The organism is Pseudomonas sp. Snoq117.2 (assembly GCF_900110545.1).
Taxonomy (GTDB): domain Bacteria; phylum Pseudomonadota; class Gammaproteobacteria; order Pseudomonadales; family Pseudomonadaceae; genus Chryseomonas; species Chryseomonas benzopyrenica.
Genome location: NZ_FOED01000005.1, coordinates 261,791 through 287,708, shown reverse-complemented (window position 1 = coordinate 287,708; position 25,918 = coordinate 261,791). Strand labels below are relative to the sequence as shown.

Annotated in this window: 26 protein-coding genes; 4 read left to right on the top strand and 22 right to left on the bottom strand. The window is 61.1% G+C overall.

The features are described from left to right. Positions 1-133: 133 nt before the first annotated feature. The 21 genes from BMZ43_RS15295 to BMZ43_RS15195 form a co-directional block, all read right to left on the bottom strand. The gene (locus tag BMZ43_RS15295; RefSeq protein WP_093254787.1) at positions 134-1,516 is read right to left on the bottom strand and encodes a sigma-54-dependent transcriptional regulator; all 1,383 of its coding nucleotides are present in this window, start codon (positions 1,514-1,516) and stop codon (positions 134-136) included. Further along, positions 1,513-2,712, bottom strand: coding sequence for a sensor histidine kinase (locus BMZ43_RS15290; RefSeq protein ID WP_093254783.1), 1,200 nt, complete (start codon positions 2,710-2,712; stop codon positions 1,513-1,515). The genes BMZ43_RS15295 and BMZ43_RS15290 overlap by 4 nt, the downstream gene beginning before the upstream one ends. A 193-nt stretch (positions 2,713-2,905) precedes the next feature. Further along, complete coding sequence (locus tag BMZ43_RS15285; RefSeq protein WP_093254778.1) at positions 2,906-4,384, bottom strand: sigma-54 dependent transcriptional regulator; 1,479 nt, start codon at positions 4,382-4,384, stop codon at positions 2,906-2,908. A 164-nt stretch (positions 4,385-4,548) separates the two neighbouring features. Further along, positions 4,549-4,860, bottom strand: coding sequence for a flagellar protein FliT (locus tag BMZ43_RS15280; RefSeq protein WP_093254775.1), 312 nt, complete (start codon positions 4,858-4,860; stop codon positions 4,549-4,551). Positions 4,861-4,874: 14 nt separating this feature from the next. Next, entirely contained in the window at positions 4,875-5,255 is a 381-nt protein-coding gene (gene fliS, locus BMZ43_RS15275) for a flagellar export chaperone FliS (protein WP_093254772.1), read from the bottom strand. A 79-nt stretch (positions 5,256-5,334) separates the two neighbouring features. Next, on the bottom strand, positions 5,335-6,777 hold the full coding sequence (fliD, locus tag BMZ43_RS15270; protein ID WP_093254770.1) for a flagellar filament capping protein FliD: 1,443 nt from the start codon (positions 6,775-6,777) through the stop codon (positions 5,335-5,337). Between the two features lie 67 nt (positions 6,778-6,844). Beyond that, a complete protein-coding gene (locus BMZ43_RS15265; protein ID WP_371913885.1) occupies positions 6,845-7,129 on the bottom strand; it encodes a flagellar protein FlaG in 285 nt (94 codons plus the stop codon). Positions 7,130-7,277: 148 nt separating this feature from the next. Then, positions 7,278-8,459, bottom strand: a complete 1,182-nt coding sequence (locus BMZ43_RS15260; RefSeq protein ID WP_093254766.1) for a flagellin — start codon at positions 8,457-8,459, stop codon at positions 7,278-7,280. A 270-nt stretch (positions 8,460-8,729) separates the two neighbouring features. After that, positions 8,730-9,971 (bottom strand): flagellar hook-associated protein FlgL, encoded by a 1,242-nt coding sequence (gene flgL, locus BMZ43_RS15255; RefSeq protein ID WP_093254763.1) that lies wholly within the window; start codon positions 9,969-9,971, stop codon positions 8,730-8,732. Between the two features lie 11 nt (positions 9,972-9,982). Continuing rightward, complete coding sequence (gene flgK / locus BMZ43_RS15250; RefSeq protein WP_093254760.1) at positions 9,983-12,055, bottom strand: flagellar hook-associated protein FlgK; 2,073 nt, start codon at positions 12,053-12,055, stop codon at positions 9,983-9,985. Positions 12,056-12,063: 8 nt separating this feature from the next. Then, positions 12,064-13,281 carry a flagellar assembly peptidoglycan hydrolase FlgJ gene (gene flgJ / locus BMZ43_RS15245; protein ID WP_093254757.1) on the bottom strand — a complete coding sequence of 406 codons (1,218 nt, stop codon included), beginning with the start codon at positions 13,279-13,281 and terminating at the stop codon, positions 12,064-12,066. A gap of 12 nt (positions 13,282-13,293) precedes the next feature. After that, positions 13,294-14,394, bottom strand: a complete 1,101-nt coding sequence (locus tag BMZ43_RS15240; protein WP_093254755.1) for a flagellar basal body P-ring protein FlgI — start codon at positions 14,392-14,394, stop codon at positions 13,294-13,296. Between the two features lie 11 nt (positions 14,395-14,405). Next, on the bottom strand, positions 14,406-15,101 hold the full coding sequence (gene flgH, locus BMZ43_RS15235) for a flagellar basal body L-ring protein FlgH (RefSeq protein WP_017642014.1): 696 nt from the start codon (positions 15,099-15,101) through the stop codon (positions 14,406-14,408). Between the two features lie 21 nt (positions 15,102-15,122). Beyond that, positions 15,123-15,908: a flagellar basal-body rod protein FlgG gene (flgG, locus tag BMZ43_RS15230; RefSeq protein WP_093254752.1), complete on the bottom strand. Its 786-nt coding sequence runs from the start codon at positions 15,906-15,908 to the stop codon at positions 15,123-15,125. A 46-nt stretch (positions 15,909-15,954) separates the two neighbouring features. After that, positions 15,955-16,698, bottom strand: a complete 744-nt coding sequence (locus BMZ43_RS15225; protein WP_093254750.1) for a flagellar basal body rod protein FlgF — start codon at positions 16,696-16,698, stop codon at positions 15,955-15,957. Positions 16,699-16,867: 169 nt separating this feature from the next. Further along, positions 16,868-18,217 carry a flagellar hook protein FlgE gene (gene flgE, locus BMZ43_RS15220; protein ID WP_017642011.1) on the bottom strand — a complete coding sequence of 450 codons (1,350 nt, stop codon included), beginning with the start codon at positions 18,215-18,217 and terminating at the stop codon, positions 16,868-16,870. 26 nt (positions 18,218-18,243) lie between these two features. Further along, on the bottom strand, positions 18,244-18,954 hold the full coding sequence (locus tag BMZ43_RS15215) for a flagellar hook assembly protein FlgD (RefSeq protein WP_017642010.1): 711 nt from the start codon (positions 18,952-18,954) through the stop codon (positions 18,244-18,246). A 12-nt stretch (positions 18,955-18,966) separates the two neighbouring features. Beyond that, on the bottom strand, positions 18,967-19,404 hold the full coding sequence (gene flgC / locus BMZ43_RS15210; protein WP_017642009.1) for a flagellar basal body rod protein FlgC: 438 nt from the start codon (positions 19,402-19,404) through the stop codon (positions 18,967-18,969). 2 nt (positions 19,405-19,406) lie between these two features. Beyond that, a complete protein-coding gene (gene flgB, locus BMZ43_RS15205; protein ID WP_017642008.1) occupies positions 19,407-19,829 on the bottom strand; it encodes a flagellar basal body rod protein FlgB in 423 nt (140 codons plus the stop codon). A gap of 222 nt (positions 19,830-20,051) precedes the next feature. Continuing rightward, positions 20,052-20,879 (bottom strand): protein-glutamate O-methyltransferase CheR, encoded by an 828-nt coding sequence (gene cheR, locus BMZ43_RS15200; RefSeq protein WP_026083954.1) that lies wholly within the window; start codon positions 20,877-20,879, stop codon positions 20,052-20,054. Between the two features lie 42 nt (positions 20,880-20,921). Further along, positions 20,922-21,854 carry a chemotaxis protein CheV gene (locus BMZ43_RS15195; RefSeq protein ID WP_017642006.1) on the bottom strand — a complete coding sequence of 311 codons (933 nt, stop codon included), beginning with the start codon at positions 21,852-21,854 and terminating at the stop codon, positions 20,922-20,924. A gap of 98 nt (positions 21,855-21,952) precedes the next feature. Here BMZ43_RS15195 and flgA point away from each other — a divergent pair, with 98 nt between their 5' ends. The 4 genes from flgA to BMZ43_RS15175 all read left to right on the top strand — a co-directional run bounded on the left by flgA (position 21,953) and on the right by BMZ43_RS15175 (position 24,502). After that, on the top strand, positions 21,953-22,681 hold the full coding sequence (flgA, locus tag BMZ43_RS15190) for a flagellar basal body P-ring formation chaperone FlgA (RefSeq protein ID WP_082900444.1): 729 nt from the start codon (positions 21,953-21,955) through the stop codon (positions 22,679-22,681). Positions 22,682-22,841: 160 nt separating this feature from the next. Continuing rightward, complete coding sequence (gene flgM, locus BMZ43_RS15185) at positions 22,842-23,150, top strand: flagellar biosynthesis anti-sigma factor FlgM (RefSeq protein WP_017642004.1); 309 nt, start codon at positions 22,842-22,844, stop codon at positions 23,148-23,150. 60 nt (positions 23,151-23,210) lie between these two features. Next, a complete protein-coding gene (locus BMZ43_RS15180) occupies positions 23,211-23,678 on the top strand; it encodes a flagella synthesis protein FlgN (protein ID WP_093254746.1) in 468 nt (155 codons plus the stop codon). 89 nt (positions 23,679-23,767) lie between these two features. Next, positions 23,768-24,502, top strand: coding sequence for a flagellar brake protein (locus BMZ43_RS15175; protein WP_017642002.1), 735 nt, complete (start codon positions 23,768-23,770; stop codon positions 24,500-24,502). A 42-nt stretch (positions 24,503-24,544) separates the two neighbouring features. Here BMZ43_RS15175 and BMZ43_RS15170 read toward each other — a convergent pair whose 3' ends face one another. Then, entirely contained in the window at positions 24,545-25,900 is a 1,356-nt protein-coding gene (locus BMZ43_RS15170) for an MFS transporter (protein ID WP_093254743.1), read from the bottom strand. Between the last annotated feature and the right edge of the window lie 18 nt (positions 25,901-25,918).

The following is a 25,918-nucleotide window of genomic DNA, read 5'->3' as shown; positions in this document are numbered from 1 at the left end:
GCCGGACGAGGTCCGGGACGGCGGGGGCAGGCATCCTCTGCGACCCCACGCCGCAGTCGCGATCCTTTCTCTAGAACAGCACGCCGGAGGGTTGGTTCCATGGCGGTAGATAGCCGGCTATCGACTTGCGCGCTCAGTGTCCGGCGGCAAGCGACTGCTCGACGTCCAGGCCGGCGTCACGCATCTGCGCCAGCTTGTACCTCAAGGTGCGGGCACTGATGCCCAGGCGTTCAGCGGTCTCCTTGCGCCGACCGCGCTCGGTCCTGAGGGTATCGAGAATCACCTGGAATTCCCGGTCGCGCAGATCGGCGTCCAGCGGGCGCAAGGCCTCGTCAGGGTGTGCCTCGGGTACGGGCGCCGCCCGAGGCGCCAGGGATACACCCGTGGCCAGCCAATGCAGCCCGAAATCCTCGGCCTGGATCTGCTGGCCCGGTTGCAGGATCAGCGCCCGCTGCACGGCGTTGTCCAGTTCGCGCACATTGCCCGGCCAGGGGTGCTCGGCCAGGGCCTGGCGCGCACCAGCGCTCAGGGTCGGTACCGGCCGATTCATCCGCGCGGCCTGGACCGCCAGCAGCCGTTCGGCCAGGGGTACGATGTCGGCCGGCCGCTCGCGCAGCGGTAGCCAGGCCAGCGGAAAGACCGACAGCCGATAGAAGAGGTCTTCGCGAAAGCGCCCGGCAGCCACCTCCTCCGCCAGCTTGCGGTTGCTGGTGGCCACCACGCGGATGTCCAGGGCCAGCGGCTTGCGCGCCCCGACCCGCTCCACCTCGCGCTCCTGCAGGACGCGCAGCAACTTGGCTTGCAGGCCCAAGGGCATTTCGGAAATCTCGTCCAGCAACAGGGTGCCGCCCTGGGCCAGTTCGAACTTGCCGGGCTGGGTGGCGATCGCCCCGGTGAAGGCGCCCTTCTCGTGACCAAAGAGGATGGCTTCGAGCAGGTGATCGGGAATGGCCGCGCAATTGACCGCCACGAAGGGACCATCCGCCCGTGCCGATTGATCGTGGATGAAGCGCGCCAACACTTCCTTGCCGGTACCGGATTCGCCGGTGATCAGCACCGTGGCCTCGCTCTGGGCCACCCGGCTGGCCAACTCCAGCAGTTGTCGACTCTGGGGATCGGCCGCCACCGGCTGGCGAGCACCGGGCACGCGCCGTCCTTGGGGGCAGCAGCGCGCCAGGGTATCCAGCAGCAGCCGCGGCTCGAAGGGCTTGACCAGGTAGTCCGCCGCCCCGCCACGCATGGCCTCGACGGCGCGTTCGATGCTGCCGAAGGCGGTCATCAGCAGTACCGGCAGCGCCGGATCGCGCAGCCGGATACTGGCCAGCAACTGATGCCCATCGATGCCCGGCATGTTGACGTCGCTGATCACCAGGCCGAAGGGTTCCTCGGCCAGCGCCAGCAAGGCCGCCTCGCCGCTGTCCACGGCGCGATAAGGGTAGCCGCCGAGCTCCAGGGTATCGGCCAGGGCTTCGCGCAGGGCGCGGTCGTCTTCCACCAGCAGGATGGGCAGGGTCATGCCGAGGTCTCCTCGCCCGCCAGCAGCGGCAGGATGAAGGTCACCAGCGTGCCGCGCCCCAAACGCGAGCGCACGGTCAGACGGCCGCCATGGGCCTTGGCCATTGCGAGGGCGACGGGCAGGCCGAGACCGGTGCCGGTGGTCTTGGTGCTGAGAAAGGGTTCGCCCAGCCGTTGCTGGACCGCCTGCGGGATGCCAGGGCCGCTGTCGCTGATCGCCAGGCGCAATTCTCCGCCACGGCGATGAAGATGTATCTTGAGGCGCGCCGGGCGACCGCCGCCGGCCATGGCCTGCAGGGCGTTATGGATGAGGTTCAAGGCAGCACCTACCAGCATGTCGCGATTGCAGGCGAGCAGCCCACCCTGGGTGTCGAGTTGCCAACGCACGGGGCAGTCGCCCAGGTGAGGGATGGCGGCCTCGCGCAGGGCATTGAACAGCGCGTTGGTCGTCAGTCGATCCGCCAGGGGCAATTCGCCGCGGGCGAACACCAGCATGTCGCGGACCTGGTTCTCCAGTTCGTGCAGTCGCTCCTTAAGCCGACCGGCGAAGCGCTGCTGCTGCGCCAGCGCCAGACCGCCCTCCTCCAGGTGGCTGGCATAGAGCAGCGCCGCAGTCAGCGGGGTACGGATCTGGTGGGCCAGCGAAGCCATGGTCCGCCCCAGTGCCGAGAGCCGTTCATGCCGCGCCAGTTCGCCTTGCAGATGGCGGGTTTCGGTGAGGTCGTTGAGCAGCACCAGTTGACCCGGCTCACCGTCCAGGGAGCGAATGGCGATGGACAGGCGGCGCCCATCACGCAGGGAGACTTCATGGCCGTCGTCATGACGCGGAGCGAAGGCCCGTGCGATGACCGAGCGCCACAACTCGCCTGCCAGCGGCTCGCCGAGCAGGGCCTCCGCTACGGGGTTGGCATCACGCACGCGCCCGGCACCGTCCAGCACCACGATGCCGGCAGGCAGGACGTCGAGCAGATTCTGCAGCCGGCTGGCTAGGCGTTCCTTTTCCGCCAACTCCTGCAAGCGCTGGGCGGACACCCACTCCAGTTCACCCTGCAGCGAATTCATCCGGGCTTCGAGCAACTGGAAAGATTCGCTCAGCTGACGCGACATCTGCCCCAGGGCTTCACGGGCCTGCGCCGAAGCGGAGGCCTCCACGGCAGCATCGTTGGGGACAGCGGCAGAAAGGGCTTGCGCAGGCATAGGCTAGGCTCGCGACGAACAATTGACATTGTCCAGGCTGGAGCAAGACCCATGCCGCTTAGTAGTGACGCTTGTTGGGAGAGAAACGAGCCGTAGGTTGGGTGGAGGCGGCTTCATTGTCGAAGCCCAACCGCATGGCCGAGTTGAGCACCGTTGGGCTTCGCTGCGCTCAGCCCAACCTACAAAGAGCCCGCTAGATCTCTTCGTCGAACTCGTCGTCGCGACGGCCCATGCCGTACTTGCGCATCTTCTCGACCAGGGTGGTCCGGCGGATGCGCAGCCGCTCGGCAGCACGGGCCACGACGCCACCGGCATCGTCCAACGCCTGTTGGATAAAGCTCTTTTCCAGATTGGCCAGGTAGTCCTTGAGATCCAGGCCTTCGCTGGGCAGCAACGCGGAGGACGACACCTCGACGGTGCCAATCCCGGCCATGGCCTCGCGCTCCTGCAACTCCTCGCGCAGGGACTCCACCATGGGATCGGCTTCGTCTTCCACGTAGCGGAACTTGAGTGGCAATTCGGCCACGCCGATGACGCCATAGGGATGCATGATCGCCATGCGCTCCACCAGGTTGGCCAGTTCGCGGACGTTGCCCGGCCACTCATGGCGACACAGCGACATGATGGCGGCCGAGTTGAAGCGGATGGAGCCACGCTTCTCGTGCTCCATCCGAGCGATCAATTCGTTGATCAGCAACGGAATGTCTTCACCCCGCTCGCGCAGGGGCGCCATGTCGATGGGGAAGACATTGAGGCGATAGTAGAGGTCTTCGCGGAAGGTGCCCGCAGCGATCATCTGCTCCAGATTCTTGTGGGTCGCGGCGATGATGCGCACGTCCACGCTCTGGGTCTTGTTGCTGCCTACCCGCTCGTAGGTCCGTTCCTGCAACACGCGCAAGAGCTTCACCTGCATGGGCAGCGGCATGTCGCCGATCTCATCGAGAAACAGGGTGCCGGTGTTGGCCAGCTCGAAGCGGCCGGCGCGGCTGGTGATGGCGCCGGTGAAGGCGCCCTTCTCGTGGCCGAACAGCTCGCTTTCCAGCAACTCGGCCGGAATGGCACCGCAGTTGACCGGCACGAAGGGCGCCTCGCGGCGCTTGGAGTGGAAGTGCAGGTTGCGCGCCACCACCTCCTTGCCGGTGCCGGACTCGCCGAGGATAAGCACCGTGGCCTCGGTATCGGCCACCTGCTGCATCATCTTGCGCACACCCTGGATGGCGCGGCTGGTGCCTACCAGGCTGCGGAACAGTTCGGGCTCGCGCTGACGCCCGCGATCCCGGGCCTGGTCATACATCTCGCGATAGACCTGGGCGCGGTGCAGGGAATCCAGCAGCTTATTGTAGGCCAGCGGATATTCAAGGGAGACCAGCACACGACGGCGAACGTCGTCCGGCCACTCCGGTTGCGCCGATTCACCGAGCAGCAGCAATGGGACCATCTCGTCCCAGGCGACGATCTGCTTGAGCAGCTCGACGCTGTTGCCGCTACTGTCGACACGCCCAACCAGCACGCAGCTGACTTGCCGACTGCTGTCGAGCGCTTCGAGGGAGGACTGCCAATCGGAACTGGTGCAGGCGAGATGAGCCTCGCCGAGAAAATCGAGAATGACCGATACAGCCTTGCGCCGCTCGGCTTCATCGTCGATCAGAAGGATCTTGGTTTCACGCCACATGTCCCTGCCCCAATTCGGCTTGTCGGTTCGCTACGCGCAGGTGTCGCCTGCATCCAAGTGCCAACTGGTCGGCATCTTGCGCAAGTTAAGACAAATTGTGATGCGGGGTCAATTTTATGGCGGCGAAATATCCAAACTTTGAATTGCCGTCCAACGGATGACAATCAACCGAACAATTGATAGACCTTGGCGGCCTGGTTCGACTTGTTGAGCTTGGTCAGCTCCTGGGCAGTCGCATCCCGCTCTGCCTTGCAGCTCTGCAGCAGGGAAGCATAGAGCGCCAGCAGGCGCTCGAGGCTGGCACGCAGGGCTACGGCCTCGTCGCCCGTGGCAAACATGGCTTCGTCGACGAACAAACGGCAATCCAGATCCAGCTCGGCGATCCGCGTCCAGTCTCCGGCCTTGAGCGCAGCGGCCATCTGCTCATAGACGAGCTCGACGCGTTCCACCGGGGTCTTTTGCATGGCGACGTTCATCGGTCGACTCCAGATCAGGGGGCAATGGCATCCCAGCCGGATTTGATCTCGCGCAGGAGAGTCGCGACTTCATCCAGCCGAGTCAAATCGTTATGGACATTGGCCTCGGTAAGCTTAGCAATCATATAGTCATAGAGGCGATCCAGGTTCAGAGCAAGCTCACCACCTTTCTCGAAATCAAGACCATTGCGTAATCCACCTACGATCCCTACCGCCTTACCGATCAATTCGCCTTTTTCTGCGGTCCAGCCGCGCTCGATGGCACCACGAGCCTGGGCGATCCGCGTAAGGCCGCCTTCCATCAACATCTGAATCAAGCGGTGCGGTGTAGCACCCAGCGCTTGGGCATCGGTGTCTACGGTTTGATATTGGCGCATGGCCTTTAAGGCGTTCATGAATCAAGCTCGCTGGCAGTTGCTGTCGATGTAAGGTTAACGACACTCCGCAAGAAAACTTGAGCGGTTTCCAGCGCAATCAGGATTTGACCACACCTGGCAGATTGGCGAGCGACGAAGCCAGGCTGCTCGCAGTGGAATTCAGCTGACCGACCAAGGAATCCATCGCATTGAACTGCGCGAGGAGACGGGTACGTAGTTGGTCGGTACGTAGCGTCAAACTCTCGTTTTGCTTATCAATGGACTTGATGGTGTTGTTCAATCCATTTAAACGGCTTTCCAGCACCCCGCCCGTCTGGGTATAGGTGTCCAGTTTTGTATTCAGCCGACTCATCAAGCCGGCATCGCCGGTAAAAAGGTTACCGACGGCGGCATAGTTGGTATCCAACGCCTTGGTCAGCTTAGTGTCATCTATAGCCAGCTTGCCATTCTTGTCTGTCGTAATGCCTATGTCGGCAAGAATACGTACCGGACCATCACCGTCGGCAGCACGTCCCAGTTCGGATCTCATGGTAGACAGGATCTGGCGAACGCCGGCGTCGCCTACCAATGCGGCCGCTATAGGCTGCTTATCATCCCCCACCTTGGTGACTTGGGTCAGATTACTGGTGGTATCCACCAGCGCATTATAGGCATCGACAAATTTCTTGATGGTGCCTTTGACACCCGCCTTATCCTGATCAACCGTAAGGGTGATGGGCTTGTCTACACTGCTGGTAACACCGTTGGCCGTAGCCGATACCGAGGTAGGCGCTGTCAAGGTCAACGTTACGCCATCAATGGCATTTTCGACTGAATTGGTAGCGCTCTCCAGATCCAGACCATTGACGCTGAATTTGGCATTACTCGCCATAGCGATGTATTTGACGTCCGAAGCACTGCCGTTCCCTTTTGTGGGAATCGCTAGCTTTTCGAGATCTGAGTTACCACCAGTGTCCAGTGTGATGTCATTACCTGAGCCCGTCTTGGTCGAGGTCAGCATCAGCCTCGATTGCCCATCCGACGGATTGGTCACTATGGTTGCACTGACGCCTGAGTCCTTCAGTTGACTATTGATCGCGTCCCTTACATCACTCAGCGTTGCTGCTTTATCAGCAGGCAGCTTCACCGTAGGCAGCGCGGTGTTTCCCACGCTCAGCGTCAAAGAATTACCAGTGCCAAAGGTCTGGTCCTTGGCGACGGCAGAGGTCGCCACCGTGCTGGCCGTGGCAAGCTGGCCAACAGAGATCTTGTAGGTACCGGAAGCTGCAGTCGTAGTAGCCGACGCAGCTACCAAGGTGGAATCCGACGAGACAGCCGTACGCTTTTGGAAAAGCGCCGTGCTGTTCAAGTCTTTAAGCACCGTTTGCAGACTGGCGATGCCCGACTTCAACGAGCCCAATCCTGATATCTGCGCAGTCGTCTTGGTCTGTAACTTGGACAGCTGATCAGCCTTGGGCGCCTTTTCCGCCTGAACCATGGTCTCGACAATATTGGTGATGTTGAGACCGGTGTTGACCCCAGAGATAGTTGTGCTCGCCATGGCATGGCCTCGTCGTCTTTTTGGCAGAGATGCCATTTACCGAATGGTTATCCAAGAAACGTGCCGACTATGCCTCTGCTTTGAACAGCAGGCTCCTCGCCTCGTCCAGTCGCTGCGCCAACTTGAGCGCTTCTTCCGACGGCATCTGCCTAATCACCTCTCCGGTACCGGCATCGGTGACCTTCACCACCATCTGCCCGGTCTCGTCATCGACCGAGAACTTCAGATCTCGCCTTATATTCTGGGGCGATTGCTCAAGCGAAGAAGCCGCCTGCTCTACAGCCTGACGAGAGGCCTTCGCAGCCTGATCGTCTTCCTCCGAGGCCTTCATCTGCACTCCAGCCATCGGCATTGCCTGCATGTTGCTGGAAGTTTCACTCAGTTGCACAACATTTGCCGGATTGCTGCCGGTCAAATTTCTAATGTCCATGCTAAATCCCTCCCACGCAAAACGGGGCGAAGCGCGAACGCTTCCCCCCGAGAATCAACGAACCCAGTACTTACCGCAGCAAGCTGAGTACGGCCTGAGGCAGCTGGTTCGCCTGGGCTAGAATAGCGGTACCTGCCTGTTGCAATACTTGATTCTTACTCATATTTGCGGTTTCCGCAGCAAAGTCGGTGTCGGTGATACGACCCTTAGCAGCAGAGGCGTTTTCCGAAATACTTTGCAGGTTCGAAATGGTATTATCAAAACGATTCTGCACAGCACCTAAATCAGCGCGCTGGGAGTCAATAGACTTGATAGCCCCATCAATAATCTGCACGGCCTCCTGAGCACCATCAACAGTACTCACATCAATATCCGAGACCATTTTATTCGTAGTTTTAGCAGCAGTTTCCGTTGCAGTCAACGTTGTACCAAAGACAGCCTTAGCAGTTTCAGCAGCATTATCAGTAATAGTTAGATTAGCAGCACCAGGCGAGCTACCAGTCGGGGCAGAGGTGGTTAGCTTGACTTTGCCCTGATCCACCTGAGCTGTAAGACCTTGAACACCGGCACTATTAATTTTACTAACGATAGTATCTGCGGTATCACCCTCAACAATACTAACAGTTTTCTCGTTATCACCAACCTTAAACTTTACATCTCCCGCAGTAGCAGAAGTTATGGTGCTTGATGTCACTGTAGGCGTACCAGTCAGCGATGCCTTAGCAAGAGATTCAACAGAGCCACCCAAAGAGGTAGTGTCCATTTTCCCAATTGTCAACGAAATGGTTTCATTGGCATTAGATCCAACTTGGAAATCTTTTGAGCCAAAACTGCCGTCTAGCAATTTTTGCCCACCAAATGTTGTTTTCTGGCTAATACGGTCGATCTCATTTTTTAGCTGACCGACTTCTTTTTGGATAGAAGCGCGGTCTTTTGCATCGTTACTACCGTTAGCGGCCTGGAGAGACAAGTCACGCATACGTTGCAAAATGTTGGTCGACTGTTGCAAAGCACCTTCAGCAGTTTGTGCTAAAGAAATACCATCATTGGCGTTTCGCACAGCAACGTTCAATCCGCTGATCTGGCTACTCAGACGGTTAGAGATCTGCAGACCAGCGGCATCGTCTTTGGCGCTGTTAATACGGCTACCAGTGGACAAACGTTGAAGCGAAGTGCTCAAAGAACTAGCGGAGGTATTGAGGTTACGCTGGGTGTTCAGCGACGCGGTGTTGGTATTGACGGTAAGTGCCATGATGGTGTCCTCCAGGGACGGTGGTATCTGCCTGAGCGTGCGACTCCGGGAGGGGCAGTGCCCAGGCACCCATGAAGTTCGCGTTCAAGTTATTTATCGGCCCCTTGACAGAAAGCTTTAGGGGAAAATCTAAAATTTCTTGCGATGCATCTAGAACGATGAAAAGCAAGCTAAAAAAGCACTACCGCTCATCAGCGGTAGTGCTCCAGCGACAAAAGGTTATCGGACGGCTTAGGAATTTCTTGAGGGTGCTTCAGGCGGGAGCCTAGGTCAGCCCAAGTAGTTGAAAAGGCTAAGCCCAGAGATTTTCACAAAGCTTTGTTGCGCCGCCTGCATGACCGTCGATTGCATGGCCATGCGCGACAGGGCTTCGGTATAGTCCAGATCCTGTAGATCCGAGGCGACTGACTTGTTCACCAGGCTCACATCGTCGATAAAGGTCTCAGTGGTATCCACGGTGTTCAGGCGAGCGCCAATCTTGCCCTGTACGCTGAGAACATTGGCGGTGACGCTTTCAAGGTTCGTCAAAGCGATGGCCGTCTGATCCCGAACCTGCAGCGAGCCCTCAGGGCTATCGGGGATTGATTCCAGTGCCTTACGCAGGTCTCCGACTACGTTGAGCAGACCCTTCTTTTCCGTATTGCGTTGCGTCGAGATCTCAAAGGTATCGCCAGCCCTCGCCGTGCCGTCCAGCCGCACCTCGAGGCCGCCATAGGAGAGCAGATCTGTAGTCTTGCTATCAGCATCTACCTTGCCACTAGCCCGCACGCTACCGTCAGGGTTACGGATCTCATAGGCCTGATCGCTGGTGAACACCACTTGCAACTTGGTATCCGCCGCCTCCGGAAAGGCTTTGTCATAGGCAGTCTTGTCGACCACCAGGCCCGTGGATACCCGTAGGGTGCTGCCTGTCATTGAACTCTGGGTAGTCGTCACCCGATTGGCGTTGGTTACATCCTCGAATATCGCCCTACCGCTATCGCTGACAGGCACAAAGGTGCTGCTCGCGATCTGCACGCTGCGTTGTCCATCATCTCCCTGGTAGTTATAGCTGCCATCCGCCGTACGCACGAACGGCTGGGTGTCACCCATGGAACCGGAAAATAGGTATTTGCCGCTGGCATCCTTGCTATTGAGCAGGTTCAGCAACTCGTCTTCACGTTGCTTTAGTTCAGTTGCCAGCGATTTGCGGTCATCGGCGTTGTAGGCACCATTACCGGCTTGAACAGTGATTTCCTTGATGCGTTGCAAGACGCTGCCAGTAATAGAGGACAGAATGACGTCGCTCGAACTCAGGGTGTTCTTGGCCGCCGTCATCCCGGTCTTGTACTGATCGTTGAGCGCCTCTTCCTGGCTGATCTGCAACAGTTTGACAGAGGCCACCGGGTCGTCCGCCGGCGTCAGGATCTTCTTGCCCGTGCTGATCTCTTCCTGGGTACGGGTAACGTTGCCGTAGTTGTTCTGCAGGCCGCTGACGCCGTTGTTGAATGCCTGGACGGTAGAAATGCGCATGGCCGGTTTCCTTATCTGAAGGCGCCGAGCAGGGTATCGAACAGCGACTGGGCGATCTTGATGACCTGCGCCGAGGCACCGTAGTACTGCTGGAACTGAACGAGTTTGGCAGCTTCCTCGTCGAGGTTGACGGCCGACAGGGAGTCACGATTGTCCTGGGTCTGCTTGAGCACCGTTTCGCTGGCAGCTGAATCCACCCGCACCTGGGCGGTGAGCGTACCGACCCTCTCCACCAGACCGCCGTAGGCGTTGTTGTAGGTGGTGCCGGTATTGCCATAGCCGCCCATGGTGGGTTTGGTCTGCAAAGCCACCAAGTTCAGGGCATTGCGGTTGTCCGATATGCCACCCTTGTTGGTCCCCAGCGTGAAGCTGTCACCGGCTTTGGGGACGCCGCTGATGTTGAACTCGTAGGTGTAGCTGTTCTTGGTTGCTGGATCGACGTATTCCAGACTTACGACATTGGTCTGACCTGGCGTGAGAACGTTGCTGGTCGACGGCGATTTGATCGTCAAGGTCGCTCCGGCGGGTAGCTCACTCACATCAAAGCCGGTTCCGGCAGCATTGATGGTCAGCTTCCGGCCCGAATCACCAAACAGGCGGCCGAAATCAGCGGTATTGACCGGCGATACCATGGTGGTCAGGGCCGGTTGAGTGATGGCGCCCGTTCCGCGGTTATTGGTCGTGGTCGTCGCCTTGGCCGTACCGGCGAAGCCCAGCTGATCAGCCTGGCCAAGGTCCACTTTGATCTGGGACGCGCCGCGGCGCGTCGGCTGCAGGCTGAATACATCGCCAGCCTTCGCCTTGGCGAGCTCATCGGCACCGAATTGCACCTTGAAGCCTTGATCAACGCCATTGGCATCCGCAAAGGTCAAGGTGGTCGGGCCCGTTTTACCCGTCACCAGATCGACCACACCAGGAGTTACTGTGACCGTGAGCGCCGCGTTGTCACTCGCGCGACGCGCCGTGAAGCCGGTGCCGTTGTAATCGAGGCGGTAGTCGCTCGGTGAGAGCTTGCTGGTATCGGTGATGCTCAGGGTCGCATTGGCCGAACCAGTGTTGGTGGCCCGCCCCATGACCCGCAGGCCGATGCTCTGAGTATCGTTGATGTCGCCGAACAGTGCCGAGCCGGCATTGCCGGACAGGTCCAGGCCCTGTCCCAGCTGCTTGTTGACGGTATCCGCCAGGGTCAGGGACAACTGGCCTAGGCTGTTGTAGGCATGGTCCAGCGCCGTGTCGCGATAGGACAGCAGGCCGCCCATCTCGCCGCCGCTCAGCTGGCTGGTGACGTTCTGCTCGGTCGAGCCCGAGGTCAGGACGATCTGGAAGCGTGAGGGATCGTCGGTACCCGGCTTGGCCGTCATGCTGGATACGGTATTGCCCACCACCAGCGGCTGGCCGGTGCCGACGAACAGGTTCAGCGCGCCGTCGTCCTGCTCCACCACCTGCAGCCCGACCATGCCGGACAGCTGCTTGATCGCCTGCTCACGGGAGTCGATGAGATCGTTAGGCGCGCCGCCGGCAGCCTTGGAACGGGCGATGGCGTCGTTGAGACTGCCGACGCTCTTGGCCAGGGCATTGACCTGATTGGTCAGGGCCGACAGCTGATCGTTGATCTGGCCGTTCTGCTTGTCGATCTGGTCGTACAGGGTATTGAACGACTTGGCCATGCCCTGAGCCTGGGCCAGCACGGCCTCCCGCGCCGGAATCGACGAGGGATCCTGGGCAGCGGTCTGCAGGGTGGCAAAGAACTTTTGCATGGCCGGGGTGATACCGGTCGTGCTGTCGGACAGCAGGCCATCGAGCTGGGAGATCTGGCTCTTGAAGGTCTGCAACTCGCTGTTCTGGCTGTTGGCCGAGCGTACCTGGCTGGTGAGGAAATCACTGGCGAGGCGACGCACATCCACCGTCTGGGAGCCGGAACCGACATAACCCGAGCCGTTGTACTGGGCGATGTTGGTCTGCTGGATGGTCTCCTGCCGCGAATAGCCAGGCGTGTTGACGTTGGCGATGTTGTGGCCGGTGGTGGTCAGAGCGTTTTGCGTGGATCTCAGGCCCGACAGACCAATGGAAAGTAGATCAGCCATGGCTCACCTCAACCGCGGGACGGACTGGTGCCCAGGGAGGCAACCGTCTGATAGGTGTTCATGTTGCGGGCGATCTGGATCACCTTGCGTGCGTATTGCGGATCGGTGGCGTAGCCCGCCTGCTGCAGCCCCTGCATGAAGCGCTCGGAGTTACCGCTGGTGGACAGCGCCTTGTCGTAGCGATCATTGCTCTGCAGGAAGTTCACGTAGTCGTGGAAGCTGTCGGCGAAGGAATCGTAGGTGCGGAACTTGGCGGTCTCGGTCACGGCCTTGCCGTTGACGAATTCCTGGGTCACCGCCGGTGCGCTGCCGCCATCCCAGCCGTGGGATTTGATGCCGAACAGGTTGTTGCTGTTGCTGCCATCGGCCTGCTTGACCATATGCTTGCCCCAGCCGGTTTCCAGCGCCGCCTGGGCGACCAGGTACTTGGGGTCGACGCCCAGGCGCTTCGCCGCGGCTTCGGCCATGGGCATCATGGTGTCGACGAATTCCTGACGGGTACGAAAACGAGTCTTGCCGGTGGCAGCGGCGCCGTCCACGCTGGCGACGGCCTCGGTCGCGGCGGCCGGCTTGCTGCCGGATTGCGTGGCCTGCTGGCGCCAGGCGCTCTGGGCGGCGGCCACTTCCTGGAAGCTCTGCTTGAGGGCGGCGCCCTGCTCGGCCGCGCCGGAAATGTTGGCCGCGGTACGCTCGGACAGGCGCCCGGGCAGGGCCAGCCGGCGGGAGTTGAGCACGCTGGAATCGTCACGCCCGGAGACCGCGGCACCTGCCGGTTTGAGGCTGTTACTACCTGCCTCGTTGAGTTTGGCATTGCGGCCGGCAGCCAGCTGACCTTCGGTGGGCGCAGCCTGGCCGACCTGGGCAAAGGGATTTGGCCGTGCCGCCGGCTGGGCGGTCTTGCTCAGTTGACGCTCGAGCACGTTGGCCAGGCCGATACCGCCGCCATCCCGGGACAGGGAGACGGCCAACTGCTGGTCGTACATGTCCTGGTACTGCTTGGTGGTCTCGCTGGAAAAGGGGCTGTCCTTGTCCGCCAGCGCCTGGTTGGCGCTGCGCATGGACTTGAGCATCTGGTTCAGGAACAACGACTCGAATTCGCCCGCGACCTTCTTGACGTTTTCCGCGCTGTCGCGATCCTTACCCTTCATCTGGGCCAACCGATTCAGGTCGGTAAAGGCCCCCGAATCCTTGACGTTGCCGTAGTTGCCACCCAGACGAGATTCCATCGCCCGTTCTCCTTAAATTACGATCAGATCGGCCTGCAAGGCGCCGGCCTGTTTCAACGCTTCGAGAATGGCCACCAGGTCGCTGGGCGCCGCGCCCACCTGATTCACCGCTCTCACGATTTCGTCCAACGTGGTGCCCGGACCGAACTTGAACATCGGCTTGGCCTCCTGCTTGGCCTTGACGGTCGACTGCGGAGTCACCACCGTCTGCCCACCCGACAAGGGATTGGGCTGACTCACCTGCGGATCTTCGCTGATGGTCACGGTGAGGCTGCCCTGGGTCACCGCCGCCGGCGAGACCTTGACGTTCTGGCCGATGACGATGGTCCCGGTGCGGGAGTTGACGATGACCTTGGCCACCGCCTGCCCCGGATCCACCTCCATGTTCTCCAGGATCGAGATGTAGTCGACGCGCTGGCTGGGATCCACCGGCGCCGTGACGCGAATCGATCCGGCATCGACAGCTGATGCAACACCCGCGCCAAGTGTCTCGTTGATCTTGTCGACGATGCGTTTGGCGGTGGTGAAGTCGCTGCGATTCAGGTCCAGCGTGATGCTGTTGCCCTGGTCGAAGCCACTCGGCACCGGTCGCTCGACGGTGGCGCCATTGGGAATGCGCCCGGACGACGGAACGTTGACGGTGATCTTCGAACCGTCGCGGCCTTCGGCGTCAAAACCCCCGACCACCAGGTTGCCCTGGGCGATGGCGTAGATCTGGCCGTCGATACCCTTGAGCGGCGAGAGCAGCAGGCTGCCGCCTCTCAGGCTCTTGGAGTTGCCGATGGAAGACACCGTGATATCGATGGTCTGGCCGGGCTTGGCGAAGGCCGGCAGATCGGCATGGATGGATACCGCCGCGACGTTCTTCAGCTGGGCCGTGGTGCCTGGCGGCACCTTGATACCGAACTGCGCCAGCATGTTGTTGAAGGTCTGCACGGTGAAGGGCGTCTGGGTGGTCTGGTCGCCGGTACCGGGCAGACCCACCACCAGGCCGTAGCCGATCAGCTGGTTGGTCCGCACGCCCTGGATGCTGGCGATGTCCTTCAGACGATCCGCCTGGGCCAGGGGCATGACCAGGGCCAGGGCGGCAGCGACGATGAGGCTCTTGAACATGGCGCTCATCCTCAGAAGGGCATCAAGGGGCTGCCGAAGAGCTGGCTCAGCCAGCCCGGCTGACTGGCATCGGCGAAGGCGCCAGTGCCCGAATAGGTGATACGTGCATCGGCTACGCGGGTGGAGGACACGGTGTTGTCGGTGGCGATGTCGTCCGCGCGGACCATGCCCTGGATGCGCATGAGTTCGTTGCCGGTGTTGAGGGTCAACCACTTCTCGCCACGCACTACCAGGATGCCATTGGGCAGCACTTCGGCGATGGTCACGGTCAGCGAGCCGGACAGGCTGTTGCCCTGGGCCGCGGTGGACTTGCCGGTGTTGGAGCGGTTACCGGAGAAACCGGCGTCCAGACTCAAGTCGCCATCGGCCAGCGGATTGGGAATCGAGGGCTTGGCGCCGAACAGCGAGGTCAGCCCCAGAGTCGCCTTGGTGTTCTTGGCGATATCAGAACTGGCGTTCTTGCTGGCCTGGGTCCGCTCCTGCAGGGTGATGGTGATGATGTCGCCGATGCGGAAAGCCTTGCGGTCGGTATAGAGATTCTGCTCGAACCCCGACTGGAAGATGGCGCCGTTGTTCTGTGCGGCTGGCACCGGGGTACGCGGCAGCACCGGGGCGTAGTAGGGATCGTCCGGCTTGGCGGCCGGGGCTACGCATCCTGCGAGTACGAGCGCTCCCAGGAGCGGGGCGACGGCGAATAGAGGTTTCATGGAGCGCGTCCTCACAGGGGATTAGAGCTGCTGGGTAACGAAGCCGAGCATCTGATCGGCGGTGGAAATGACCTTGGAGTTCATCTCGTAGGCGCGCTGGGTGGTGATCATGTTCACCAGTTCCTCGACCGTGCTCACGTTAGAGTTTTCCAGGGTGCTCTGCAGCACGGTGCCGAGGCCGTTCAAGCCCGGGGTACCGACCTGAGGCGCGCCGCTGGACGCGGTCTCGCTGAACAGGTTCTGGCCCACGGCCTGGAGACCGCCCGGGTTGACGAACTGGGCGATCTGCAGATTGCCGACGATCTGCGGCGCGGCCTGACCGGCGGTGGTGACGGAGACAGTGCCGTCTTCGCCGACAGTAAAGGTCTTGGTATCGGCCGGCAGCACAATGGCGGGCTGCAGGGCAAAGCCGTTGGCAGTGACGATCTGGCCATCGGCATTGAGGTGAAAGGTACCGTCACGGGTGTAGTTGACGGTTCCGTCAGGCATGGCCACCTGGAAAAAGCCGTCACCGTTGATGGCCATGTCCAGCGGCTGGTCGGTGGTCTGCAGCGAACCCTCGGTGAAGTTCTTCTGGGTGCCGACGATGCGCACACCGGTACCCAGCTGCAGGCCGGAGGGGAGCTGATTGTCCTGGGTGGACTGGGCACCCGGCTGGCGGCGGATCTGGTACAGCAGGTCCTGGAATTCGGCGCGGTCGCGCTTGAAGCCCGTGGTGGACACGTTGGCCAGGTTGTTGGAGATGGTGGTGAGGTTCATGTCCTGGGCGGACAGACCGGTCTTGGCGACCCACAGTGACGACATCATGCTGGTATTCCTCGAAGTGCCGGTTTTACGTCGGCGCTAGCCTTGATCAGGAGAATTGCAAAACCTTTGCCAGCGCCGCGTCGTTGTCTTCGGCGCTGCGCATCATCTTCACCTGCAGTTCGAACTGGCGGGACAGCGACAGGATCGAGGTCATCTCTTCCGCCGCATTGACGTTGCTCGACTCGACGAAGCCGGACACCAGGGACACGTTGGCGTCCATGGGCGGTGCTGCCTGGCCCTGCTTCATGTGCAGCAGGCCGTCGAGCCCCTTTTCCATCTGCTTGGTGTCGGGATTGACCAGCTTGATGCGGTCGACCTGAGCCAGGGCATTGGTCGCCTGGCCGGAGCCGCGCACGGTGATGCTGCCGTCCTGACCGATTTCCACCTTGGAGGCAGGCGGCACGGCGATGGGCCCGCCATTGCCGAGCACCGGCAAACCGCTGCCGGTCCGCAGCATGCCAAGGGGGTCGATCTGCAGACTGGAGGTGCGCACATAGGCCTCCTTGCCGGAGGGATCCTGGACCGCGACGAAGCCCGGCCCCTGGATGGCCACGTCCAGGTCACGGCCCGTCTCCTGCAGCGCGCCAGGGGTGAAGTCGGTCGCCGGCCGTTCGCTCATGGAGTAGACGCGCGACGGCATGGTCTCGCCGAACACCTGCATCGAGCGGGCCTGTTCGAGATCCTTGCGGAATCCCGAGGTCGAGACGTTGGCCAGGTTGTTGGCATGGGCGCGCTGGGCCATCTCGTTCTGGCTGGCGCCGGTCATGGCGACGTACAGCAGCTTGTCCATCTGATCCTCCGACGGCGGCAGACTGCCGCCAAGCTTGCGTTCGGAGGTTCTTTAGCAAGCGCCGTTCCAGAAAATGAAAACCCTTTAAAATCAGTAGCCTGAAAATAGAAAAGCCTCCCGAGGGAGGCTTTTCCTGACGCCGAAGCGGCAAGCCGTCAGAGAAACGACATCAACGCAGGTTGATGATGGTCTGGGTAATGGCGTTCTCGGTCTCGATGGTCTTGGCGTTGGCCTGGTAGTTGCGCTGCGCCACGATCATGTCGACCAGCTCGGTGGAGATGTCCACGTTGGACGCCTCCAGAGCACCGGACTGCAGGGCACCCAGGGTGCCGGAGCGCGGTGTGCCGACTACTGGCTGACCCGATTCCGACGACTCGGTCCAGGAGGTCTTGCCCATGGGGGTCAGGCCCTGGACGTTGGCGAAGTTGGCCAGCACGACCTGACCCTGCACCTTGGACTGACCATTGGTGTAACGTGCGAAGATCTGGCCGGTATCGTCGATTTCCAGACCGGACAGCTGGCCCGTGGTGTAGCCGTCCTGGTTGACGCTGGTCACGGCGAAGGCACTGCTGTATTGGGTCGAGCCGCGCATGTCCAAGGTTATGCCGGCCGGGTTGGCGACAGCGCCATTGGAGGCCCAGGTCGCCGGGGTACCGCCGTTGGAGATGGCCGGGACCCAGTTGTCCAGCTTGAGCACACCCTCGAAGGTGTTGGTGGTGGCGTTATTGACCTGCTTGAGATCGGTCGAGGCCACCTTGCCGCCATCGAGCGCGCCGCTGCTGGTGAACGGCAAGGTCACGGTGTAGGGCGTAGCAACCTTGGTGGTCGCGTCTTCCTTGGTGGGATCGCCCGGATTGCGGCCGTCGATCAGCACGTTCATGGTCCAGGAGTTGTTCGCGCCCTTGACGAAATACTGCGACAGGACGTGGGCGTTGCCCTGGCTGTCGTAGATGTTCACCGAGGTCGAGGAGTTGTAGCTGGTCGGATCGGACGGATTGAACGGGGTGGTGGTCGGCGTCGTCTGGGTCGAGTTCAGGTTGACCGTCTGCTTGATCGAGCTGGATGCCTTAGGGGCCTGGCTGGCCGTCTCGATGCGCAGGTCGCTGCGCACGCCCGGCTGCAGCAGACCCTGGTCGTTGGTGGTGTAGCCCTGCAGCTTGTAGCCGTTGTTGTCGACGATGAAGCCTTGCTTGTCGGTGCCGAAGTAACCGGCACGGGTGTACTGGATGGCGCCATTGTTGCTGGTGACGAAAAAACCGTTACCGTTAATGCCCATGTCCAGCGCGTTCTGCGTGGAATCGATGGTGCCCTGGTTGAACAGCTGGCCGACGTTGCCCAGCAGCACGCCGCTGCCCTGGGCATTCTTGCCAGTGCCCAGTACCGAGGCGGCATAGAGGTCCTGGAACTCCGCCCGCGACTGCTTGAAGCCGACGGTGCTGGCGTTGGCGATGTTGTTGCCGGTGATGTTGAGGTCACTGGACGCGGCCTTGATGCCGCTCAAACCGATATTGAAAGACATGCTGGATTCCTCTCTTGTGCCGCGCCTTACTGGCCGACCGCCTGGACTTTGGAGATGCCGATGCTGCCGACGCCGGCAAGGTTGAGTGTCATTTCGCCGCCGTTCTGCCCGAGCGTCACACTGTCGACGTTGGCTGGCAGACTGGTCTTCATGGCCGTGGTGGTGTCGTTCACGTTCGCCTGGGCCTCGAAGCGGTAGGTGCCGGCAGCCAGCTTCTTGCCGCTGGCATCGGTGCCGTCCCAAGTGAAGTTCACCAGGCCACTGGACTGCTGCCCCAGGTTCAGACGATTCACCTGACTGCCCGCATCGTTGTAGACGTTGACCCAGACGTTCGGACTGGAAGCGGTCAGGTTGAGCGCCCCCTTGAAGTCCGCGCTGGTGTCCACCTTGACCTTGTCGGTATCGACGATCACCTTGCGCCCGACCAGGGTCGAGGCCTGCAACGCCTGGGAGGACTGGCTGCCGGAGAGGATCGAGCCGACGCTGGTATTGAGGTTGGTGATGCCCTCGACGGTGCTGAACTGCGCCAGCTGGGCGATGAATTCGCCGTTGCCCTGCGGCTCCAGCGGATTCTGGTTGTTCATCTGAGCAACCATCAGCTTGAGGAACTCGTCCTTGCCGAGCTTGCCACCCTTCTTGCCATCGCTGGCGGTGGTTTCGGCGGACGTGCCGGTCTTGTTGACGGAGTACTTGTCGAGTACCGATTGAGCGGTGGAGTTGGTCGTGCTGATGGCCATGGCGCCGGTTCCTTACTGACCGAGGGTCAGTACCTTCTGCATCATCTGTTTGGCGGTATTCATCATTTCCGCATTGGTCTGGAAGGCGCGACTGGCCGAAATCATGTCGGCCATCTCCTCCACCACGTTCACGTTGGGGTAATAGACGTAGCCTTCCTTGTCCGCCATGGGATGATTGGGCTCGTAGCGCTTCTGCACCTCGCTCGGATCCTCGACGATACCCTTGACCTCCACCCCGACCCCGGCCTGGCCCTGGTCGTCGAACAGCGAAGCACCGCCCTGGGCCGCGTTGAACTGGGCAGCGAACACCGGATGCCGCGCCTTGTAGGTCTGATCGACGCTGGAGGAGACGGAGTCGGCGTTGGCCATGTTGCTGGCCACGGTATTGAGGCGCACGTTCTGGGCGCTCATGCCGCTACCGGCGATGTTGAACAGCGAACTCAGGGACATGGCTATTCTCCGCGCAGGGCCGACATCAGCCCCTTGAACTTGCTATTGAGCAGGGTGAAGCTGGCCTGGAAATTCATCGCGTTCTCGGCGTAGTTGGCCTGCTCGACCTGCGCATCCACGGTGTTCTGGTCCACCGAGGGCTGCGTGGGGATGCGATACTTCAAGGCCGAGTCGCCCATGCCCATGTCGAAGCCTTCGGCAGCGATATGGCGGCTGTTGGTGGTTTCCAGCTGATAGTGGCCGGAAGCCCCTGGCGCGCTCTTGGCCGCCTGCTCTGCCATGACGGCGCTGAAATCCAGATCCCGCGCCTTGTAGCCCGGGGTATCGGCATTGGCGATGTTGTTGCCCAATACTTCGGCGCGCTGCGAACGGAAGTTGAGCGCCTGCTCGTGCAACCCGAGTGCTTTGTCGAAACTGATGCTCATGTCGAGAGACCTTTGACGTGGCTTGCAAGCGATTTAGCAAGGCCCGTGCCAGTATCCAACATCCATCTAAATCAAGGGCTTAGCGCGACGCGGCAGTCAGAACGACGGCAAGCGGCAAGGTTTTTCCGCCACCTTTGCCGGCCCCCGAGGCAGGTGCGGCAAAACTTTGGCGCAAAAGAAAGGGCAGACCTGGGTCTGCCCTTTGGGTGTCCATCGACCGGCCTATTTGGCCTTGTAGATGATGCCCGGATTGCACTGCACCATCTGATAGAGATCCGGCAAGCCGTTGAGGGCTTCGGACGCACCCAGGAACAGATAGCCGCCCGGCTTGAGAGTGGCATGGATGCGGGTGAGGATGTCCTTCTTCACGTCAGCGGAGAAGTAGATGAGCACGTTGCGGCAGAACACCATGTCGAACTTGCCGAGGCTGGCATAGCTGTCCAATAGATTCAGGGCGCGGAATTCGATCCGACTGCGAATCGCCGGCTTGACCGCCCAGCGATTTGGCTGGAGCACGTCGAAGTAGCGCTGCAGGCGTTCCTGGGACAGACCGCGACCGATGGCCAGAGAATCGTATTCACCGGATTTCGCCGCCGTGAGAATGGCACCGGACAGATCGGTCGCCACGATCTGCATGCCGCCACGCCCCTGCCCTGCCGCGCTGCGCTCGAATTCGTCCATGGTCATGGACAGCGAATAAGGCTCCTGCCCCGACGAGCAGGCCGCCGACCAGACCCGCAGGCGCTGGCCGAAGGTGTTCTTGGTCAATTCCGGCAGGAGGCGGTTCTTGAGCACCTCGAAGGGATAGGTGTCGCGAAACCAGAGGGTTTCGTTGGTCGTCATCGCATCGATGACCTTTTCCCGCAAACCGCCGCGGGGCTGCATCTGGATGCGCTGCACCAACTCCGACAACGTCTTGATCCCCTCGGTCTCCATCAGCTTGTTGAGCCGACTGGAGACGAGGTACTGCTTGTTGTCACCGAGCAGGATCCCGCTGGATTTCTCGAGGAAATCACGAAAAAGCACAAAATCCGCGTTGACTGCTGACACTGCCGCTCCGCCTTCTGGATACCGGGATAGAGACGCCTTCACCTAGTGACTGTCGACCGCGTTGATGCGCTCGGCTACCCGGGAGGCAAGATCATCGGGACGGAACTTGGCCAGGAAGTCGTCCGCACCGACCTTCTTGACCATCGCCTGGTTGAAGACGCCGGACAAGGAGGTATGCAGCAGTATATGCACTTTCTGCATCCGCGGATCATGACGGATTTCCGCCGTCAGGGTGTAGCCGTCCATTTCCGGCATCTCGATGTCGGAAATGATCATCAGCAATTCCTCTTCCGGGCGCTTGCCTTCAGCCACCATGGCCTGGAGGTAGTTCAGCGCCTGACGACCGTCGTTGAGGGAAATGACCTCTACCCCGACGGTTTCCAGGCAGCGGCTCACCTGCTTGCGCGCCACCGAGGAGTCATCGACGATCAGGACGCGCTTGGTGACGGCCTTGGCCTGTACCATTTCGCTGATGACGCCGGCCGACACCGTTTCGACGGACGGCGCCACTTCGGACAGGATCTTCTCCACGTCGATGATCTCGACGAGTTGGTTGTCGACGCGGGTGACGGCGGTAAGGTAGTGATCACGCCCGGTGCCCTTGGGCGGCGGATTGATGCCTTCCCAGTTCATGTTGACGATGCGCTCCACCGAACGCACCAGAAAGCCCTGCACCTTGGTGTTGTACTCGGTAATGATCACGAAGCAGTTGTTGATGTCCGGCAACCCGCGGCGACCGGTGGCCATGGCCAGGTCGATGATGGGAAAGGTGCCGCCACGAATGCTGGCCACGCCCCGTACCACCGGACTCGATTTCGGCATCACGGTGAGCTTGGGGCACTGCAGCACCTCCTTCACCTTGAAGACGTTGATGCCGTAGAGCTGCGAGCCGTCCAGGCGGAACAGCAGCAGTTCCAGACGGTTCTGGCCCACCAGTTGGGTACGTTGGTTGACTGCGTCCAATACACCAGCCATTTGGCGACTCCTCTCGTTGCCACAGACCGGTTGAAAAACTCGGCACAGGGCTTGCTTAGATGTGACTCATGAAGATCGAAGCGACGTGTTTCCGACCTATGAAAACCTCTTGCCGCTGGGCTGCGAATCTTGTGTTGATCCTGACATGCCTGGGCGGAAAGGCCTATGCAGAAGGCGACTACACCTCATCTGACGAACTTATCGGCGCTGTCGAAAGTTTTCTTGAGGAGCGCGTGCAGGAATATTTGCTGGAGACCAGTTCCAACGCACGCCACGAAAATCAGATCAACTCGTTGGATCCCCGGTTACGCCTGGCGGCCTGCGACAAACCCCTGACGCTTTCACAGCAAGGCAACCCCACGCCGGTGGGCCGGATCAACATCAAGGTCCGCTGCGAAGGCAGCAGTCCCTGGACGGTGTTCGTGCCGGTCCAGGTCAAGCTGTATCGGCCCGTGGTGGTTACCCTGCAGCCCCTGTTGCGCGGTGCGGTGCTGGATGACCAGAACGTGGCCCTGGTGGAGCGGGACGTCGGCACCCTGACCCAGGGTTATCTGACCAGCCTGGAACAGGTGCTGGGGACCCAGCTGAAACGCCAGGTGGTCAGCGGGCAGGTCATGGCGCCTTCCTTTATCGAGCAAGCAGAACTCATTCGCAAGGGTGAACAGGTGGTCATCAATGCCCGTAGCGCCTCCTTCAGCATTCGCATGCAGGGCGAAGCCCTCAGCGCGGGCGCCAAGGACGAGGAAATCCGCGTACGCAACCTGAGTTCGAACCGGGTGATCCGCGGTCGGGTGGTCGATCAGGGGCAGGTGGAGGTAGCGCTTTAGCGAGAGCGGCAAAAGGAGTACCTTGAACGTCCGCATCCTGAACCTCTGCGTGCCATCCTGTCGAAGGATGTGACACGGCGCACAGGTCTACGGCTAAAGTTTCGGCTCAGCACGCCGATAAGCCGGACATGCGAACGAGACGACACGAGGATCTCCACTCATGGCTCTAGATATCAATCGCCTGAATTCGTCCTCCACTGCGGGCATAGGCAACACCAAGGCTGCGTCCACCAAGGACGTATCCACGGCTCAGACCAGCGACGTCAAGGCCACCCAAGGCACCGCCTCCGGCGAGTCGGTGAGCTTGAGCGCCGAAGCCAAGCAACTGAGTTCCCTGACCGCAGGGCTCAAGGATCTGCCGGTGGTCGACAGCGACAAGGTCAGCCGCCTGAAACAGGCCATCGCCGATGGCTCCTACAAGGTCGACAGCCAGAAGGTGGCCGACAAGCTGATGGCGTTCGAGTCCTGACGCCCGGCTCGGCATGGCCTTCCTGACGATCGCAACTAAGGTTCGAACGGAAACCGCGCCATGCCCAATGCTACCTTGCTCGACATCACTCGCCACGACATCGACCTGAGCGAACAACTGCTGGCTCTGATCGAGCAGGAATTCCAGGCCTTGAGCGAGCGCCAGCTCGATCGACTGGAAGCCCTGCTGGGCCCCAAGCAGATCCTGCTCAAGCAGCTCGACCAGCATGCCCAGCAGCGCACCGTCCTGCTCCAGGCTCAGGGTTTGCGGGCGGATCTGCCGGGCTTGCAGGCCTATGCCGCCCGACAGCCCGATGGTGAGGAACTGCTGGCTCTCTCCAGCCAGCTCGCGCAGCTCATGGAGCAATGCAAAGCCCACAACGTCCGCAATGGCCAGATCATTCAGGCCAATCGTTTCGTGGTGGGCAAGTTGCTGAATGTGCTGCAGGGTACCTCGGCGCCCACGCTGTACAACCGTCGCGGTAACCAGACCGGCGGTGGCTATCAGCGCCCGCTGAGCTCGGCGTGAGCAGTGGATTTTTCTCACAGCGCGTTTTTCGCTGTACAGCTGGCCGTTAGCCATTATCCTTGCTGACCGCTGTTTACAGGAGTTTCCAGGTGCAAGGCTCTTCCGCTAGCGACAATGCTCCCCAACCCCCCCAGGTCTATCGCTCCAAGGGCGAGATCCTGGCGTGTCTGCGGCCGGCGCAACAGCAGCACATCCCGCTGCGGATCACCTTCAATCGCCAAGGGCAGCAATTCCAGAGCTTCGTCGTCGAGATCGACGAAGCCAAGGGCCTGATCGCGCTGGATGAATTCATTCCCCGTGAGGCCGAACGCCTGCTCGAGCAGGGTCAGTCCTTTCGGGTGGACAGCTTTCACGAAGGCATCAAGGTCACCTGGCAGATCGACCGTCCGGTCGAGTTCAGCGAACTGGACGGCACGCGCTGCTACTGGATCGGCCTGCCCGCGGAGCTCACCTATCACCAGCGGCGCAATGCCTATCGGGTCAAGTTGCTATTAACCCAGCCCGCCACCGCAGAACTGAGTCAGGGCAGCAGCCAGATCCAGTTGCGTGGCCAGTTGATCGACCTGTCAGCCACGGGCTGCAAGCTGCGCTTTCCCGGCAATGTCACCCATCTGCTGCAGCCGGGTCAGCAGGTGCAGAGCTTTACCGCCGAACTGCCCATTGGGGCCATCAATACCCCGGTGACCATTCGCCACGTGGCCTGCACGGAGCGTATGGAATTCAGCGACGTCGGTGTCTGCTTCAACAGCCTGACGGGCGCTGCGCAGCGTCAGATCGAGCGTTTCATCTATCAGTTGCAGCGAGAAAATCGTCGCTTCGAGTGACCGACCGGACGCCCACGACTACTGGGCGCCCTCCTCCACCTCTCAAGTCGCCTTGGGCTCAGCTGGGTTCTGCGGGAACTCGATCTCCTCCTGCAGAGGTGCCCCCTCCTCGGCAGGTTCTTCCTCCACCACCGGCTCGCTGTGCATCTGCTCCTGCACCACCTGGCTGTCGACGCGGGGATCCAGGGCCGCCGCCAGCGGTGAACTGGTCGATCCTTCGGGCATCTGCACATGGCTCAGCGGCGCTTCGTCGACCAGGTGCTTGCCAGTGACCGCATCCGGACGGATACGCCAGATCAGGATCGCGCCGCAGAGCACGACGAAGGCATAGAGCATGTTGGGCCCGACCAGATTCATCAGAGCCCCCACCACCAGCGGACCGATACAGGCACCGATGCCAAAGGTCACCAGCAGCATGGCACTCAGGGATACCCGCCGCTCCCCCTCGATATGGTCATTGGACAGCGCCACCGCCAGCGGATAGAGCACGAATTGCAGCAGGCTGGCGATAAGGCCGAGGGGGAGCAGCACCACCGGCGGCACATGGGGCAGCACGGCCAGCGGCAGCGCAGCCAGGGTCAGGGCGATGGCCACCACCCGGATCAGCCAGCTGCGATCATGGCGGTCCGAGAGCCAGCCAATCGGCCACTGGGCGATCAGGCCGGCAAAGATGCAACAGGCCATGAACAGACCGATGCGTTCGGTGGGCAGGCCCTGGGCGCTGGCATAGAGCGGCGCCAGACCATAGAAGGAGCCGATCACCAGTCCCGCCACCAGGGTGGTGGTCAGCGACTGCGGAATCCGCTGGATGAAGAACGTGGGTTCCAGTGGCGCAGGCTTGAGCGGCGCCGGGTGGATCTTGCCGGTGACCGCTACTGGCACCAGGCACAGGGCGTAGTAGATGGCGACCAGCATCAGCTTGTCGACGCCCAGATCGGGCGAGACCACCAGCACCACCTGGCCCAGCGCCAGGCCGAGATAGGAGGCGGTCATGTAGCCGGAAAAGACCTTGCCGCGCTCGCCAGGGCCGGCCTGCTCGTTGAGCCAGCTTTCCAGCACCATGTACTGACACATCATGCCCATGCCGATGAGCACCCTGAGCGCCAGCCACATCGGTAGCCAGGGCAGCAAGCCGATGCCTAGCACCGCGGCGCCGACGACGCCGGCGCAGGTCACATAGGCACGGATATGGCCGACCTTGGCGATCAGCCGATGCCCGAGCTTGCCGCCTATCACCAGTCCCGCGTAATAGGCGGCGGTCAGGGCACCGACCCAGAGTCCCTGCACCTGATCGGCGGCCAGTCGCAGCCCCAGATAGGTACTCAGCAGACCGGTCCCGATCAACATCAACAGCGTCGCGAAATAGAGCCCGCGAAACGCCGACAGCACACGCACCATTGCCTACTCCATCGTCTC

Excerpts from the sequence above, each read along its gene's own strand:
- BMZ43_RS15295 (WP_093254787.1), bottom strand. The coding sequence starts at position 1,516 with ATGACCCTGCCCATCCTGCTGGTGGAAGACGACCGCGCCCTGCGCGAA.
- BMZ43_RS15290 (WP_093254783.1), bottom strand. The coding sequence starts at position 2,712 with ATGCCTGCGCAAGCCCTTTCTGCCGCTGTCCCCAACGATGCTGCCGTG.
- BMZ43_RS15285 (WP_093254778.1), bottom strand. The coding sequence starts at position 4,384 with ATGTGGCGTGAAACCAAGATCCTTCTGATCGACGATGAAGCCGAGCGG.
- BMZ43_RS15280 (WP_093254775.1), bottom strand. The coding sequence starts at position 4,860 with ATGAACGTCGCCATGCAAAAGACCCCGGTGGAACGCGTCGAGCTCGTC.
- fliS (WP_093254772.1), bottom strand. The coding sequence starts at position 5,255 with ATGAACGCCTTAAAGGCCATGCGCCAATATCAAACCGTAGACACCGAT.
- fliD (WP_093254770.1), bottom strand. The coding sequence starts at position 6,777 with ATGGCGAGCACAACTATCTCTGGGGTCAACACCGGTCTCAACATCACC.
- BMZ43_RS15265 (WP_371913885.1), bottom strand. The coding sequence starts at position 7,129 with ATGCCGATGGCTGGAGTGCAGATGAAGGCCTCGGAGGAAGACGATCAG.
- BMZ43_RS15260 (WP_093254766.1), bottom strand. The coding sequence starts at position 8,459 with ATGGCACTTACCGTCAATACCAACACCGCGTCGCTGAACACCCAGCGT.
- flgL (WP_093254763.1), bottom strand. The coding sequence starts at position 9,971 with ATGCGCATTTCTACCGTCCAGGCATTCAACAACGGCGTCAGCGGCCTG.
- flgK (WP_093254760.1), bottom strand. The coding sequence starts at position 12,055 with ATGGCTGATCTACTTTCCATTGGTCTGTCGGGCCTGAGATCCACGCAA.
- flgJ (WP_093254757.1), bottom strand. The coding sequence starts at position 13,281 with ATGGAATCTCGTCTGGGTGGCAACTACGGCAACGTCAAGGATTCGGGG.
- BMZ43_RS15240 (WP_093254755.1), bottom strand. The coding sequence starts at position 14,394 with ATGTTCAAGAGCCTCATCGTCGCTGCCGCCCTGGCCCTGGTCATGCCC.
- flgH (WP_017642014.1), bottom strand. The coding sequence starts at position 15,101 with ATGAAACCTCTATTCGCCGTCGCCCCGCTCCTGGGAGCGCTCGTACTC.
- flgG (WP_093254752.1), bottom strand. The coding sequence starts at position 15,908 with ATGATGTCGTCACTGTGGGTCGCCAAGACCGGTCTGTCCGCCCAGGAC.
- BMZ43_RS15225 (WP_093254750.1), bottom strand. The coding sequence starts at position 16,698 with ATGGACAAGCTGCTGTACGTCGCCATGACCGGCGCCAGCCAGAACGAG.
- flgE (WP_017642011.1), bottom strand. The coding sequence starts at position 18,217 with ATGTCTTTCAATATCGGTTTGAGCGGCATCAAGGCCGCGTCCAGTGAC.
- BMZ43_RS15215 (WP_017642010.1), bottom strand. The coding sequence starts at position 18,954 with ATGGCCATCAGCACGACCAACTCCACCGCTCAATCGGTACTCGACAAG.
- flgC (WP_017642009.1), bottom strand. The coding sequence starts at position 19,404 with ATGTCCCTGAGTTCGCTGTTCAACATCGCCGGTAGCGGCATGAGCGCC.
- flgB (WP_017642008.1), bottom strand. The coding sequence starts at position 19,829 with ATGAGCATCAGTTTCGACAAAGCACTCGGGTTGCACGAGCAGGCGCTC.
- BMZ43_RS15195 (WP_017642006.1), bottom strand. The coding sequence starts at position 21,854 with ATGGCTGGTGTATTGGACGCAGTCAACCAACGTACCCAACTGGTGGGC.
- flgA (WP_082900444.1), top strand. The coding sequence starts at position 21,953 with ATGAAAACCTCTTGCCGCTGGGCTGCGAATCTTGTGTTGATCCTGACA.
- flgM (WP_017642004.1), top strand. The coding sequence starts at position 22,842 with ATGGCTCTAGATATCAATCGCCTGAATTCGTCCTCCACTGCGGGCATA.
- BMZ43_RS15180 (WP_093254746.1), top strand. The coding sequence starts at position 23,211 with ATGCCCAATGCTACCTTGCTCGACATCACTCGCCACGACATCGACCTG.
- BMZ43_RS15170 (WP_093254743.1), bottom strand. The coding sequence starts at position 25,900 with ATGGTGCGTGTGCTGTCGGCGTTTCGCGGGCTCTATTTCGCGACGCTG.